We start from the raw sequence: 15,651 nt of genomic DNA on the forward strand, positions 1-15,651 counted from the left end.
CTTCTTACAGTCATTTCATTTTATTCAATCATTCCTTTATTTAGTTATTTCACAAGAACTAAAACAAATCTATCGGGTTCATTATTCTACTAATTCTTACAGCAATCGTTCAACTAATATCCCCATATATTTAGTAAATCCTACATTGAATCCAGAACAAGTAACTCGGTACATTTCACCTGTATCTCCTATTGTTATAATACTTACTTGGCTTAAAAGATTATAATAAGACATAACGGGGTTCGATTTAGCACCAGGATCTTGATGCGAAAATGTCCACCTATGTGCCTGAACATATCTAGTATCAATAACATTAGTATAACCTCTCTTATTGCTAGAAGTCGTATACGTCAAACTTGTACTACAAGCTATATTCACCCCCCTAGCTGACTTGATTTGCAAATAGACATCCCCAACCGCTCCTACTTTAAGAAGTCGAAAACTAAAATCTCCAATCCTGACCGTCGTTTTCCCTTCTAAATTATCATCTACCTTCGTATACTTTCTTACATAAGAAGGATAATCATATACGACCCAATCATTGTTTTGATCAGCAACAACAGACAAGTGTTGTCCTGGGTAAAGAAAATAGGAAGAAGTATCAGAGACTTTCAATCCACCAAATTTTAAAGCTTTTCCTCCTTGCGTTCTTACCTGTAATACGAGATTCTCCGTTAAATTTTTAATGTTATACATTCTTCCAAATGCATCATCCATTTGATATCGGTACAGAGGCAGATAGAACACGCCATCTTGATTCGAACGACTAGTAAAACCAACATTACAATCATCCTGCTTAAGATAGTAAGTTGTATTTGTTATTTCGCGATAATTAGCAGAAACAGATCCTTGTATCGTTAATGTACTAGTAATATCAGTAGTATTTATACCAATTTGTGCATAGCCTAAACTACAAGCACTCATAAAAATAATCCATAATTTTTTCATGTGTCATTCATTTAAAGCACAAATAAATTGACAAAAGAAAAAAAAGGGGATTCAAAAAATCAAAAAATGACAATCAATCTTAATTGTATCTTTTTACAATGGGTAAAACAGCTCCCCCTAAACGCTAGTAAACAAAAAAAGAGTAGTTATCTACTAACTACTCTTTTGTACACTTTTGTTTTTAGCGATAAAAACGATAAATATGCGTAAAATTAGTAGCATCCGTTATTTTTAACTGATAAGCTTGATCGCTCAAAGGCAAAGTATCTACCTCTAAGGAGAAGCTATTGTTCACAATTGTATCCACTGTTAATACAGGAATATTATTGCCATTATAAACAACAGCAGATTGTATATTTTTATTTGCAATAACCTCAATTTTATCTACGGGTATAGCTTTTGAATCATCTTGTTTATATACAAATTCATGATACCTTGTAATGGATACTTTAAATTTTACCTGCTTCAATTCAATAAATGCATTAAAGTATCTTTTTCCCATCTCTCTTTGTCCAGCTGCATCAAAATGAATTTCATCATAGGCATTATTTGGTTTATCGATAACTGTAGGAAATTCTGGGTCGGCATAACTAGTATTATTCACTCGATTAGGTGTATCTTTAATAATTGCTTGTTGTACGCCTCTACGAGCATCTCTACTTACCCAATACGGAACCATTCCGCCTAAAACAAAAGGAATCTCTTGCATATTTTGTTGATGAATATCACTTCTCATATCAGCAATCATGGTATCCAATGTCTCTTGATAGGGAGCCCATCCAACATTTGCTTCTCCATGATGCCATAGAATCGCTACGACTCTACTTCCCTGGATATTATCTAATACATAGTTTACGCGTTCTATTGCATCTGTATAAAGATTTCCTCCTTTTTTCCAATTTAAAATACTGCTACCTGAATATCCTGCAGGAATAATTAACACTTTTCTACTGGAATTTGTCAGAATTTGTGTAGCATATAAGTTAGAAAACGTAATTGCAAAACTATTTCGATCGGTACTTTTCGTCCAAAAATCTAATGCTGGTTTTGCTTTATCTATGCGATAATCTAATCCACTTTGTCTGTGTATAGCGTATACTTTAGCATGAACGGTATCCAACTGTACATCTAAAGGGTATCCATAATGTGTATTGGATTGCCCTGCTACTAAGATCACGTCATATCCTTCACTTGTCTCTAAACAAGGATCTACATTTTGTTGAGCAACAGAAACGTTGACAAAAAATAAAGCTACAAAAAGGTATAAATATCTCATCTCAATTATTTTTTAATTATTTTTATCTGTTCTACTGTACGATCTTCCAATGTAACACGCGCTACATACAGCCCAACAGGCAGATTTGCTATTGCAATAGTTACCTCAGCTTGATTGTATGAATGCTTAAACACAAGAGATTGACTGTGATTATAAATTTCCACCTGTTTAATCTTTTGAATCGATACAAGATTCACAAAATCTGTAGCTGGATTAGGATACAACCGAGTTGCATTCGATTCAATATCAATCGGTTGCTCTATTGAAGCTAAAGTCTGAATAGCATGGGGTTCGCTGTTCAAATTAGCTAACGTTTGATACGCTGTAAAATAACGGAATCCCATTTCTCTTTGTCCAGCTGAATCAAAGTGGATATCATCAAAACCATTATTTGGTTTATCTATTAAAGTTGGGAATTCTGGATCGGCATAACTAGTATTACGCACTCGATTAGGTGTATCTTTAATAATTGCTTGTTGTACACCTCTATTAGCATCTCGACTTACCCAATACGGAACCATTCCACCTACAATAAAGGGAATATCTTGTCCGTCTACTTGATGAACCTCATTTCTCATATCCGTAATCATACTATCAAGCGTTGTTTGGTAGGGGTTCCATCCAACATTCGCTTCTCCTTGATGCCATAGTATTGCCACTAACTTACTTCCTGGAACATTATCCAAAACATAATTTACGCGTTCCATCGCATCCTTGTAAAATAGCTTACCTTGAGTCCAATCTGTAATACTACTCCCCGCATATCCACATGGAATAATAAGTACTTTCCGGTTATTATCTTTCAAATATGTATTGATATACAGATTTGAAAACGTAGTGGCAAAGCTATTTCGATTGGTTTGTCGAGTCCAAAAATCAAGAACTGGTCCCGCTGGATGAATTCTAAAATTTTTGCTATCATGTCGTTTTAACTCATATACACGAGGATTCACCGTATCCAATTGTGCATTAAGTGGGTATCCATAATGTGTATTAGATTGACCAGCAACTAATATGACATCATACGATAGTTCATTAGCATCAAACGCACAGGTTGTGTCTTGAGCTTGGAGTGCATGGCTTCCTAACAAGAGTAGAAAGGCACATAAAAACGTTAGTTTTCTTCTCATTATTTTATATTTTAAATTATTTTAAATATAAAAATAGTGCATTTTTATAAAATTTAACAATTTTAAAAATAAAATAATTACATTTTATTTTAAATTAAAACACTATTCTCAAAAAGAGATCTCGAAAGTAACAAAAAGTGGCAAAAATTGTTTCTATTTTCAAAATTGAAAACACAGAGAATTCTTTTATACGAAAGAAATAAAGTCCTTCTACAACATGATACACACGGCTAGCTTAAACGACTTAAATGAAAAAGTGCTCTACTACTAGTACATCATATCACCCAAAAATTAAATAGTTTAGGTGGATGCTAAGAGAAATTACAAATTAGTCGTTCTTTTTTTGTCAATGGACAAAACTTTTTACGCTGCAAGTAAAAGAGGACTTATAGGATACAATCGTTCTACTTCCTTCGTCAGGATGACAAAAATGGAAGAGATTTTTTTATTTTTCAGGGTGACAAACGAATCGAACACTTAAGGATAAAAAAAAACGTTTTTTTTATCCTTAAAAATAGAAAGGGGATAAAACAAAAAAGCCTCCTAATAAATTAGGAGGCTTTTGAGCCGATAGAGGGACTCGAACCCACGACCTGCTGATTACAAATCAGCTGCTCTAGCCAGCTGAGCTACACCGGCAACTTATTGCCTTGCAATACTTAATTTTCAAAATTTGAGCCGATGGAGGGACTCGAACCCACGACCTGCTGATTACAAATCAGCTGCTCTAGCCAGCTGAGCTACACCGGCGACTCAAATTGCCTTGCAATACTTAATCTTCAAAATTTGAGCCGATGGAGGGACTCGAACCCACGACCTGCTGATTACAAATCAGCTGCTCTAGCCAGCTGAGCTACACCGGCGACTCAAATTGCCTTGCAATACTTAATCTTCAAAATTTGAGCCGATGGAGGGACTCGAACCCACGACCTGCTGATTACAAATCAGCTGCTCTAGCCAGCTGAGCTACACCGGCGACTCAAATTGCCTTGCAATACTTAATCTTCAAAATTTGAGCCGATGGAGGGACTCGAACCCACGACCTGCTGATTACAAATCAGCTGCTCTAGCCAGCTGAGCTACACCGGCGACTCATTTTTCGAGTGCAAATATAACACGCTTTTTCAATCTTCCAACTGATTCTGCGTGTTTTTTTTCGCTTTATTTTAATTACAAGTTGTTTATTTTTTCAACTAATTGACCTGCAATATTTTCCAACTTTACAAAAACACCTTTAAAATGTGCTTTTTTGTTTTCTACTCCTTTTGCATTGATGTCAACGATCAATTCGTCAAAACTTGTCAATGCTTCTTCAATCAATGCAGATGTTTGCTCTGTAGCACCACCTGTTGTCAATTCGTGGATATAAATTGCTTCAATGATATCTCCCAATACTTGGTGAACGTCTTTCTTAAGTCCTCTTACACTTGCCATAATAATTTATTTAAATTTTAAACAAAAGTACATATTATCTTTTCGATATCGGTGGTCTAATCGATATATATTTCTAACAGCGTTGCATGACCAGTTGCAACTAAATTTTTCACTGATGCAGGAATCAATACAGTTTGACCTTGCTTAATTCCACACGTCAAGGTATTAATCTGAAGCTCACACGCCCCTTCTGTACAAACATAAAGGTAAAAGCGATCTAAGGGCTTCTCTATTTCATATCGTTCTTCTAAAGGGATAAAATTAACTGTAAAAAACGGACAAGACACCAAAGGATTTGCTTGATTGGTTTCTTTATCATACGAAAGTACCACCTGTTTTTTCTCGTAATTAATCGCCTCTAACGCTAAATCTACGTGTAATTCTCGGGTTTGTCCCTCGCTGTCTACCCTATCCCAATCATACACGCGATAGGTAATATCGGATGTTTGTTGAATTTCAGCTAATAAAACCCCTCCTCCTATAGCATGAACAGTTCCTGTTTGTATAAAAAAAGCATCGCCTTTTTTTACGGGAATCTCATTTAAAATAGCAGGTAAAGTCTTGGTGTTTAAATGTTGTAAATAATCTTCTTGAGTCACCCCTTCTTTAAAATCTACAACTACTCTAGCACCAGGATCCGCTTGCATTACATACCACATTTCGGTTTTCCCCAAAGAGTCATGTCGTTCTCGTGCTAATTCATCATTGGGATGTAACTGAATAGATAAATCTTCCTTTGCATCTAAAAATTTAAACAACAAAGGAAATTGATATCCAAAAGTAGATACAATATATGGACCTAAGATATCATCTGGATATGTTTTAATTAATTCTTCTAAGCTTTGTCCTTTATAACCGCCATTGGAAACAAGGCTGACATTTTCTGGAACATTTGAAATCTCCCAGCTTTCTCCAACTGAATCAGAAATCTGCTGTTTACCTAAAACAGTATGTAATTTCTCTCCCCCCCAAATTCTATCTTTTAGGATGGGTTCAAACATCATTGGATATTGTATAAAACTCATAGGCTTAACTTCTTCCTCATTTTGCAGTAGTCCACAGAAGGAACACGGCATAAAACAAGACGCAAATGTACAACTTTTAATGAATACTAAGTATGTTAAATCCCCTCCCCTTTAAAAGTTACAAAGTTTCTAGAAGTTTCATATAAAACCACCTCTAAATCTTTATCTTTATCAATAAAAGGTCTTAATTTTTGCCAAATCACTACCGCAATATACTCCGCAGTAGGGATTAGATTTTTAAATTCTACAACATCCAAGTTGAGGTTCTTGTGATCGAAAGCTTCTTCAATCTCTGATTTTATCAAATCAGACAAAATTTTCAAATCCATGACAAATCCTGTTTCTGGATCAACCTCTCCCGTTACATGAACGATTAATTCGTAATTGTGTCCGTGAAAATTAGGATTATTACACTTACCAAATACAGTCTGATTTTGTTCCTCCGACCAATCTGAACGATGTAAGCGATGAGCTGCATTAAAATGTGCTTTACGGCTAACTGTTAATCTCATGATGTCTTAGATTTTATGTGCTTCAATATGCGGGTAAAACTTTGCAAAAATAATTTTAAACCAAGCTGTGTATAATTGAGGATTTACTTCCATATCTTTTTTTACTTCTTCAATTCCCATCCATTTCCACGCTTCCACTTCTTCGGGATTAATCACCGGCTCTCCATTGTAATATCCTACCATTACATGGTCAAATTCATGTTCGGTTAGTCCATTGTCAAAAGGAGCTTTATAAATAAAGTGAAACACATCTTTCAATTCTACTTCAAAACCCATCTCTTCTCTCAATCGACGTGCTCCTGCTTCGATATTGGTTTCGCCAACTCTTTGGTGACTACAACAAGTGTTTGCCCATAATAAAGGTGAGTGATACTTCTCTGCTGCACGCTGTTGTAACATGATTTCATTTTTATCATTAAAAATGAATACAGAAAACGCTCTATGCAACAAAGCCTTTTCATGAGCCTCTTGTTTGCCCATGGTACCTACTTGTTCATCTTGCTCATTCACTAAAATCACTTGCTCTTCAATCATACCTAGTTTCAAATTTATTTTACTTCCAAAAGTACAAAAAACAAAATAGGAAACCAACGCCCTCAACGAGTTTAAAAATTGCACTTTCGCTTTGATGCTTGCTAAAGAGTACAGAAATTCCGTACTTCCAATACATTTTATTTACCTTTGTTTCTTTTGTAAGACCTATGGAAAGATTAATCAAACTAATTTGGGATTTTCGCGGTCCTGATGCTGAAAAAATCGCGGATCATCACGTGATTCATTTACGCGAATTTGTCGCTTTGGAAAAACTACCGTTAACCCTAATAGATAAACAGGTACTAAGTGAGGTACACAGCATTGCCTACCTCGTTGTTCATGATGAACAGATGCGCGCAGTAAGAGATGTATTAAAACCACATCGAGGAGAATTATACGAACAATAAACACTTCTCCATTAAATAAACTATTGTGAGGATAAACAAAGGCGTATTCTTCTTCAACCAATCTCAATGTACAATAAAAAAAATCCAGCATGAGTAGTCACACTGGATTTTTTTATTTCTTATTCTTGTGGTTTGCTATAAAAACACGCTTAATTTGCTTCTTTTGTAATAAACTGAATGCGCATCAATCGCAATTCATCCGTATCATATTCACCATCAAATTCAGCCATTGCTGTTTTTATATTATCGGATTCAGAATCCATGAAGTAATCATAAATTTCCTCCTGTTGATCTTCATCCAATACTTCATCCAACCAATAATCGATATTCAATTTAGTTCCAGAATACACGATTTGCTCCATTTCTTTCAATAGGGCATCCATATCTAATCCCTTTGCTTTCGCAATATCATCCAAAGATAATTTACGATCTACACTTTGAATAATATATAGTTTCAAAGCCGAATTAGCCCCTGTAGATTTTACGACTAAATCATCAGGTCGAATGATATCATTTTCCTCTACGTAATTTTTAATTACATCAACAAAATCTTTCCCAAACTTCTTCGCCTTTCCATCACTCACTCCAATGATGTTTGCCATTTCCTCAAGTGTGATTGGATATTTCAGACACATTTCTTCTAAAGAAGGGTCTTGAAAAACAACAAAAGGAGGAACTCCAGCTTTTTTGGCTACTTTTTTACGTAAATCTTTTAATAGATTAATCAATACTTGGTCAATAACAAGTTCCGCTCTAGGTGCATCGCTTTCGACCACCGCATCCCCTTCTGCATATTCGTGATCTTCTGTCATCAAAAAAGAAACAGGAGTTGAGATAAAACGCTCTCCTAATTCCGTTAACTTTAAAACACCATAAGATTCAATATCTTTTTTGAGATACCCTGCTACGTTTGCTTGTCTAATTAAAGCCAACCAAAAACGCTCGTCTTGATTTTTCCCGGAACCAAAAAAAGCTTGTGTATCGGTCTTATTCACTTTCAACAAAGCATTTAATTTTCCTAAAAGTACAAATACAATTTCTTTGGTTTTGTACACCTGCTTTGTTTCACTAATAATCTTCAATACATTTTGAAGCTCATCTTTGGCTTCACTTTTCTTTTTAGGATTGCGAACATTATCATCCATATCCGCACCTTCTCCCTGTACTTCGTCAAATTCTTCTCCAAAATAATGCAGTAAAAATTTACGTCTTGATAAGGATGTTTCGGCATAAGCTACTACTTCTTGTAGTAAAGCGATTCCGATTTCTTGTTCAGCGATTGGCTTCCCAGCCATGAACTTTTCTAGTTTCTCAATATCTTTATACGAATAATACGCCAAGCACCATCCTTCTCCTCCATCTCGTCCAGCTCTTCCTGTTTCTTGGTAATAACTTTCTAAAGACTTTGGAATATCGTGATGAATAACATAACGCACATCGGGTTTATCAATTCCCATACCAAACGCAATCGTTGCTACGACCACATCGACATCTTCCATCAGGAACATATCTTGGTGTTTGGCTCTGGTTTTAGCATCTAATCCTGCATGATAGGGAACAGCGCTAATTCCATTTACTTGTAATACATTGGCAATCTCTTCTACTTTTTTTCTACTCAAACAATAAATCACCCCAGACTTTCCTTTTCGCTGTTTAATAAAGCGAATAATATCACTTTCAATGTTTTTTGTTTTGGGTTTAATCTCATAGTATAGATTGGGTCTATTAAATGAGGCTTTAAAAACATTGGCGTTGGGAATTTCGAGGTTTTTCAAAATATCCTCTTGTACTTTAGGTGTAGCAGTAGCAGTTAAGCCAATAATTGGAATATCACCTAATTGTCGGATAATATTCCTTAGGTTTCTGTATTCAGGTCTAAAGTCATGTCCCCACTCCGAGATACAGTGCGCCTCGTCAATAGCGACAAATGACAGTTTTACCTCTTGTAAGAAGTTGACATATTCTTCTTTGGTTAGTGATTCTGGGGCTACATATAACAATTTTGTTATTCCTTGCTTAATATCTTCTTTCACCTGGTTTACTTCCGTTTTGGTCAAAGAAGAGTTTAAAACATGGGCAATTCCTTGCTCTGTGGACAAACTGCGAATAGCGTCAACTTGATTCTTCATCAGAGCGATCAACGGAGAAACAACGATTGCTGTTCCGTCTAAAACCAATGCAGGTAATTGATAGCAAAGTGATTTGCCACCACCTGTAGGCATAATCACAAATGTATTATGCCCGGAGATAATACTTTTCACCACGTCTTCTTGAAGACCCTTAAACTGGGAAAAGCCAAAAAATCTCTTTAACTCTTTGTGCAAGTCAATTTCAATTGATTTCATTTAATTTTGTATGGTATTTTACATAAATTTGCAGTACCTAAAGATATAAATTTTCTTTGGTGCAATCCTAATATTTAACATTCTAGTCATTTTGAATACACATACCACCATATTAGAGCGAGCAAAAAAAACTTTACTATCTGAAAGTGAAAGCATTAAGAAGCTCATCGACTACCTAACGGAAGACTTCTCAGCTGCTGTACAAGCCATTTTAAACTGCAAGGGACGTGTAGTTGTAACAGGGATTGGAAAAAGTGCGTTAATCGGAAGTAAAATTGTCGCTACATTCAACTCTACAGGAACTCCTTCTCTCTTTATGCATGCGGCAGAAGCCGTTCACGGAGATTTAGGATTACTTCAACCGAATGATTGTGTAATTTGCATTTCCAATAGTGGCAATAGCCCCGAAATAAAAGTATTAACTCCCTTACTTAAGCGCTTTGGCAATACCCTTATTGCCATAACCGCAAATGAGACTTCATTTTTAGGGAAAAATGCAGATTATGTTTTACTATCAAAAGTAGACAGAGAAGCTGATCCAAACAACTTAGCTCCAATGGATAGCACAACAGCTCAATTGGCACTAGGTGATGCATTAGCTGCTTGTTTAATTGAGTGTAGAAACTTCACAACCAATGATTTTGCCCTTTACCATCCAGGAGGTGCATTGGGAAAAAAATTACTTTTATTGGTGAAAGACATCCTAAACAACGAGAACAAACCGATGGTTTCACCAACCTCTTCGATTAAAGATGTAATTGTAGAAATCTCGCAAAAACGCTTAGGGGTAACAGCTGTAATTGATAATAATACGTTAATTGGCATTATTACAGATGGCGATTTGCGCAGAATGTTACAAAATAATACTAGTTTTGAGACCATTCAAGCCAAAGATATCATGAGTGCGAATCCGAAAACAATTGAATCTGATCAATTGGTTTCTCAAGCACTATCGATGTTAGAGGACAATTCAATTACACAATTAATTGTAACTCAAGCTGGGGCATATCAAGGCATTATTCATTTACACGATATTTTAAAAGAAGGAATAGTATAACAAAATGGCAAAACAAAAAAACTCAGAAAAGGCAATGTCCTTTTTGGACCATTTAGAAGAATTAAGATGGCTATTAATCCGCGCTTCCGTTTTTATTTTAGGAGGAGGAATCATCGCTTTCTTTTTCAGGGATTTTATATTCAATACAATCATTTTCGGACCAAAGAACAGTGATTTTGTTACCTATCAATTCTTCTGTAAAATTGCACAGTACTTCAATTTTGACGATAGTTTTTGTCAACAAGAACTTCCTTTTGAAATTCAAAACAGAACCATGGATGGGCAATTTTCTGTCATGATGTGGACGTGTATTACAGCAGGTTTCATCATTTCAGTTCCTTTTATCCTATGGGAAATCTGGAAATTTATTAGTCCAGCTTTATACTCCAAAGAGAAGAAATACGCCAAATTCTTTATTGTCATTTCTTCCTTTTTATTCTTCTTGGGTGTTTTATTTGGCTACTATGTAATTACTCCATTATCAATCAACTTCTTAGTAAATCTACAAGTAAGTGACGTGGTAAAAAATGACATCGATATCAATTCCTATATTGGTTTAGTTAAAACAACTTCTTTAGCTTGTGGACTTATTTTTGAACTTCCAATTATCATGTATTTCTTATCGGTTCTTGGTTTAGTAACCCCACAATTTTTAAGAGAATATAGAAAATATGCGATTGTTTTAATTCTAATTTTAGCAGCAATCATCACTCCTCCAGATGTGATTAGCCAAATTATAGTATCCATCCCATTGTTGATTCTATATGAAATTAGTATTTATATCTCTAAATTTGTTCAAAAGAAACCTAAAACGGAAGTTTTGGCACCAAACAATAATGACTAAGTATGAAATTAAGAGCAGATAATATTGTCAAGATGTACAAAAAGAGAAAGGTTGTAAAAGGCGTTTCTGTTGAAGTTAATCAAGGAGAGATTGTAGGATTATTAGGTCCTAATGGTGCGGGAAAAACGACATCGTTTTATATGATAGTGGGTTTGGTAAAGCCTAATTTTGGTCACATCTATTTGGACAATATGGACATTACCAGTTTTCCGATGTACAAAAGAGGACAACATGGTATTGGGTATTTAGCCCAAGAACCCTCCGTATTTCGAAAATTAAGTATTGAGGACAATATTTTAAGTGTACTTCAATTAACCAAGCTTTCTAAACAAGAACAAGTGGCTAAAATGGAGTCTTTGATTGCGGAATTTAACTTAGAGCACATTCGCACAAACCGTGGGGATTTGTTATCTGGTGGAGAACGCAGAAGAACGGAAATTGCTCGTGCCTTAGCTACGGATCCAAAATTCATCTTACTCGATGAGCCTTTTGCTGGTGTTGACCCCGTTGCAGTAGAGGATATTCAGCGCATTGTAGCCAAATTGAAAAACAAAAACATTGGAATTTTAATTACAGATCACAACGTACAAGAAACATTAGCCATTACAGATAAAACCTATTTAATGTTTGAAGGAGGAATTCTAAAGGCTGGAATTCCAGAAGAACTAGCAGAGGATGAAATGGTTAGAAAAGTATATTTAGGTCAAAACTTTGAATTACGTAAAAAGAAGTTAGACTTCGATTAAGTCGACTAATAGCTGAGTAAATTTTAGTGCTCTTTTACTGTAATTAGTAAAATATTGCTACTTTTACTTTTATTCGACTTAACAAAGTTCTACTTTTGCAAAAAAATTAACAATGAAATTAAGAAGCTCATTTGCTGTGTTACTCCTCTTAACAGCTGTATTTTTCACGTCTTGTGCGTCCAGAAAATCAGTGGTTTACTACCAAAATGTGGAAGATGTGTTAACGAAGAATAGTACAGTGACCAATTTTGAAACACATCTGCAACCAGATGATTTACTAATGATTATTGTATCAGCTCAAGATCGTGAGGCTGCTGCTCCCTTCAATTTGTTAAATACAATGACGACTAACCCCAATAATGCTGCGGGTACAGGTCAAATGCAACAACAATTGTATCTTGTAGATAACAAGGGAAACATTGAATTTCCTGTTCTTGGAACCATTAAAATTAGTGGGTTAACGAAAAAAGAAGCCATTGATTATTTAACGACTGAGATTAGTAAATATATCATTCGTCCTATCGTTAACATGAGAATCATGAACTACAAAGTAACCGTACAAGGTGAAGTGAATAGACCTGGAATTCATACTGTTGTTAGCGAGCGTTTGACGCTTTCTGATGCGATTGCGCTTTCAGGAGACATGACTGTTTATGGAAAAAGAGACAATGTTCTTGTGATTCGCGAAGTGGAAGGAAGACGTATTCCCTACCGTGTGGATATGACTAAGGCTGATTTTATTACCTCCCCTTACTATTACTTAAACCAAAACGATATTGTATATGTCGAGCCTAACAAAACAAGAGTAAACTCTTCTGTTGTAGGTCCTAACCTTACTTTAGGTATTTCGGCACTATCTTTATTAGTAACTATAATTGCGCTGTCAACTAAATAAAAGAAATGGAAGGAAAATTCGACAATAGTGAAAATGTAAACATTAATATTCGAGAAGAATTAGAGAAATATATTGTACACTGGAGATGGTTTGTAGTAAGTGTTTTTATCACACTCGTTCTGGCTTTTATCTACCTTCGTTATACAGAAAAAACCTATAAAGTTAATACAACGATTATAGTAAAAGACGAAAAAAGAGGCGGCGGTATTTCTACTGAGCTTTCTGCATTTGCAGACTTGGGAATGCTTTCAGGAGGCAAGAGTAACCTGGAGAATGAAACTCAGATTTTATCTTCTCGTACTTTAGCAGAACGAACAGTACGTCGTTTACAGTTGAATATTTCTTACATTAATGAAGGACGTGTTGTTAATAGTGAACTTTATAATAATAGCCCTATTGATTTCAACTTTATCGAACGCGTATTTGATTTCGATCAATTGAGCTATACGTTCTTTGTGAAAGATATCACCGATACTTCATTTACACTTTTAGATAAAGAGAAAGTTAAGTTAGGTACTTTCGAGTACAATACCCCTATTGAAACAATTTTAGGAAAGTTAATTGTTACAAAAAACCAACCTAAACCAATTTCTACCCTTAAAAAAGGAACTGAAGGAGAAGCTGAAGAAAGTGAAGAGGCAGAAGATGTCAGTAATATTACTGTTACCATCAAACCTATTGAACAAGTAACTGATTACTTTGTTAAAAATGTTCAAATCGCTCCTACAGATAAGTTTTCAAGTATCCTTGACTTATCGTTATTAAGTCCAACTCCTGCAAAGGCAGTGGACTATTTAGATAACTTAATCACCTTATACAACGATGCTGCTATTGCAGATAAGCGTTATATTTCAGAAAAAACTTCTGAATTTATCGATAGTCGTCTAAAGCTCATCACAGATGAATTGAGTGATGTAGAAAAAACGGTAGAAGGTTATAAGTCAAAAAACAGCATTACAGATATTCCTACTGAATTGGGATTATACTTACAAAATGCCAATGTATTTGACAAGCAAATCATTGAGAACGAAACAGAATTAAAAGTAGTTTCCTCTTTGATTGATTTCTTGAGAAATAGCAAACTAAATGAGCTATTACCAGGTAATATTGTTTCTTCAGATCCAAGCTCTAACTCTCTAATTAATCAATACAATACGTTAGTCTTAGAGCGCAATAAGATTTCATCTAGTTCAACAGATTTAAACCCTGTTGTTGTTCGATTAGACGATCAAATTTCAGCGATGAAAGCTTCGGTATTAGCGAGTTTAAATCGTTTAGAAAGTTCGTTGAAAATCACAAAAAAGGAATTAGAAAGCAAAGAGTTTGAATTGCGTTCCAAACTTTCTCAAGTTCCTAGACAAGAAAGAGAATTTAGAATTATTGATAGACAACAAAAGGTAAAAGAAGCCATTTACTTGTACCTTTTCCAAAAGAGAGAAGAAACAGCTATTACTTTAGCAGCTACTGATCTTAATGCAAAAGTAATTGACACAGCAAAAAGTTCGGATAAACCCGTTTCACCTAAAAAGGCTATTATTTTATTAGCAGCTTTAATCTTAGGAGGGCTAATTCCTTTTGCAGTTATCTACTTGCGTTTACTATTGGATACGAAAGTAAAAAATCGCTTGGATATTGAGAACAATACAGATGTACCGTTCTTGGGAGATATTCCCCATTCAGATGATCATGAAAACATCATTGATTTATCTAGTCGTTCAAGTTCAGCTGAAGCCTTGCGTATTATACGTACGAACTTAGAGTTTATGTTAGGGAATGTAAAAGAAGGGATGGCCAAAACTATTTTCCTTACCTCTACGTTTCCAAAAGAAGGTAAAACTTTTACCTCAGTAAACTTAGCTGCAACCATTGCACTTTCTGGAAAACGCACCCTTTTAATTGGAATGGACTTGCGTAATCCTCGATTAGATGATTATCTGAATCTACCTTCAAAAGGGGTATCCGATTACCTATTAAGAAAGAATATTGATATTGATCAATTCATTGTAAAAGTAAAAGGATATGAGAATTTCTTTGCTTTGCCAGCGGGAACTATTCCTCCAAACCCAGCCGAATTATTGATGGGTAATGCGATTCAGTCCATGTTTACTAAACTAAAAACAGAGTATGACTATATTGTAGTGGATACAGCACCAGTTAGTTTAGTAACAGATACTCTATTGGTAAGTAAGTTTGCTGATACCTTTATCTACGTAACACGTGCCAATTACTTAGATAAACGCATGTTAAAACTACCTACGGATTTACACCGTGAAGGTAAATTGAAAAACATGTCTATTATCTTGAATGACACAACAACCATGAAAGGATACGGTGGTTATGGCTACGGTTATGGTTATGGTTACGGCTATGGACACGATGTGTTAGAAGATAAACGTCCGTGGTGGAAAAAGCTTTTGAATTTAAAATAATGAAATAAAACACAGAAGGCTGACATAGAAATATGTCAGCCTTTTTTAGCAATATCACTTTTTAAAACC

14 protein-coding genes and 5 tRNA genes are annotated in these 15,651 nt (G+C 35.1%); 6 read left to right on the plus strand and 13 right to left on the minus strand.

The window, feature by feature from the left end:
• Positions 1-96 precede the first annotated feature (96 nt).
• The 12 genes from AWV75_RS15220 to idi all read right to left on the minus strand — a co-directional run bounded on the left by AWV75_RS15220 (position 97) and on the right by idi (position 6,859).
• On the minus strand, positions 97-948 hold the full coding sequence (locus AWV75_RS15220; RefSeq protein WP_060875178.1) for a hypothetical protein: 852 nt from the start codon (positions 946-948) through the stop codon (positions 97-99).
• Between the two features lie 181 nt (positions 949-1,129).
• Positions 1,130-2,224: a sialate O-acetylesterase gene (locus AWV75_RS15230; RefSeq protein WP_060875180.1), complete on the minus strand. Its 1,095-nt coding sequence runs from the start codon at positions 2,222-2,224 to the stop codon at positions 1,130-1,132.
• Between the two features lie 5 nt (positions 2,225-2,229).
• Positions 2,230-3,354 (minus strand): sialate O-acetylesterase, encoded by a 1,125-nt coding sequence (locus AWV75_RS15235; RefSeq protein ID WP_060875181.1) that lies wholly within the window; start codon positions 3,352-3,354, stop codon positions 2,230-2,232.
• Between the two features lie 565 nt (positions 3,355-3,919).
• Positions 3,920-3,993, minus strand: a tRNA-Thr gene (locus AWV75_RS15240).
• A 37-nt stretch (positions 3,994-4,030) separates the two neighbouring features.
• Positions 4,031-4,104 (minus strand) — tRNA-Thr (locus AWV75_RS15245).
• Between the two features lie 39 nt (positions 4,105-4,143).
• A tRNA-Thr gene (locus tag AWV75_RS15250) sits at positions 4,144-4,217 on the minus strand.
• Between the two features lie 39 nt (positions 4,218-4,256).
• Positions 4,257-4,330 (minus strand) — tRNA-Thr (locus AWV75_RS15255).
• A 39-nt stretch (positions 4,331-4,369) separates the two neighbouring features.
• Positions 4,370-4,443: transfer RNA gene (locus tag AWV75_RS15260), tRNA-Thr, on the minus strand.
• 81 nt (positions 4,444-4,524) lie between these two features.
• Complete coding sequence (locus AWV75_RS15265) at positions 4,525-4,788, minus strand: hypothetical protein (RefSeq protein WP_002987118.1); 264 nt, start codon at positions 4,786-4,788, stop codon at positions 4,525-4,527.
• Positions 4,789-4,844: 56 nt separating this feature from the next.
• Positions 4,845-5,813, minus strand: coding sequence for a type I phosphomannose isomerase catalytic subunit (locus AWV75_RS15270; RefSeq protein WP_197429591.1), 969 nt, complete (start codon positions 5,811-5,813; stop codon positions 4,845-4,847).
• Positions 5,814-5,908: 95 nt separating this feature from the next.
• Positions 5,909-6,325, minus strand: coding sequence for a 6-pyruvoyl trahydropterin synthase family protein (locus AWV75_RS15275; protein ID WP_060875183.1), 417 nt, complete (start codon positions 6,323-6,325; stop codon positions 5,909-5,911).
• A 6-nt stretch (positions 6,326-6,331) separates the two neighbouring features.
• The gene (gene idi / locus AWV75_RS15280) at positions 6,332-6,859 is read right to left on the minus strand and encodes an isopentenyl-diphosphate Delta-isomerase (protein WP_060875184.1); all 528 of its coding nucleotides are present in this window, start codon (positions 6,857-6,859) and stop codon (positions 6,332-6,334) included.
• Positions 6,860-7,026: 167 nt separating this feature from the next.
• Between idi and AWV75_RS15285 the strand changes: the two genes are divergently transcribed.
• Entirely contained in the window at positions 7,027-7,266 is a 240-nt protein-coding gene (locus AWV75_RS15285; protein WP_060875185.1) for a hypothetical protein, read from the plus strand.
• 149 nt (positions 7,267-7,415) lie between these two features.
• Here AWV75_RS15285 and AWV75_RS15290 read toward each other — a convergent pair whose 3' ends face one another.
• Positions 7,416-9,611: an ATP-dependent DNA helicase RecQ gene (locus tag AWV75_RS15290; protein ID WP_060875186.1), complete on the minus strand. Its 2,196-nt coding sequence runs from the start codon at positions 9,609-9,611 to the stop codon at positions 7,416-7,418.
• Positions 9,612-9,702: 91 nt separating this feature from the next.
• On the opposite strand from AWV75_RS15290, the gene AWV75_RS15295 reads away from it, so the two are divergent.
• The 5 genes from AWV75_RS15295 (at position 9,703) to AWV75_RS15315 (ending at position 15,582) form a co-directional block, all read left to right on the plus strand.
• The gene (locus AWV75_RS15295; RefSeq protein WP_060875187.1) at positions 9,703-10,668 is read left to right on the plus strand and encodes a KpsF/GutQ family sugar-phosphate isomerase; all 966 of its coding nucleotides are present in this window, start codon (positions 9,703-9,705) and stop codon (positions 10,666-10,668) included.
• Positions 10,669-10,672: 4 nt separating this feature from the next.
• A complete protein-coding gene (tatC, locus tag AWV75_RS15300; protein ID WP_060875188.1) occupies positions 10,673-11,512 on the plus strand; it encodes a twin-arginine translocase subunit TatC in 840 nt (279 codons plus the stop codon).
• 2 nt (positions 11,513-11,514) lie between these two features.
• Positions 11,515-12,258 carry an LPS export ABC transporter ATP-binding protein gene (gene lptB / locus AWV75_RS15305; protein ID WP_060875189.1) on the plus strand — a complete coding sequence of 248 codons (744 nt, stop codon included), beginning with the start codon at positions 11,515-11,517 and terminating at the stop codon, positions 12,256-12,258.
• A 112-nt stretch (positions 12,259-12,370) separates the two neighbouring features.
• Positions 12,371-13,153 (plus strand): polysaccharide biosynthesis/export family protein, encoded by a 783-nt coding sequence (locus AWV75_RS15310; RefSeq protein WP_060875190.1) that lies wholly within the window; start codon positions 12,371-12,373, stop codon positions 13,151-13,153.
• Between the two features lie 5 nt (positions 13,154-13,158).
• Positions 13,159-15,582, plus strand: a complete 2,424-nt coding sequence (locus tag AWV75_RS15315; protein ID WP_060875191.1) for a GumC family protein — start codon at positions 13,159-13,161, stop codon at positions 15,580-15,582.
• Positions 15,583-15,651 lie beyond the last annotated feature (69 nt).

This window comes from Myroides odoratus, from assembly GCF_001549985.1.
In the GTDB taxonomy this organism is placed as follows: domain Bacteria; phylum Bacteroidota; class Bacteroidia; order Flavobacteriales; family Flavobacteriaceae; genus Flavobacterium; species Flavobacterium odoratum_A.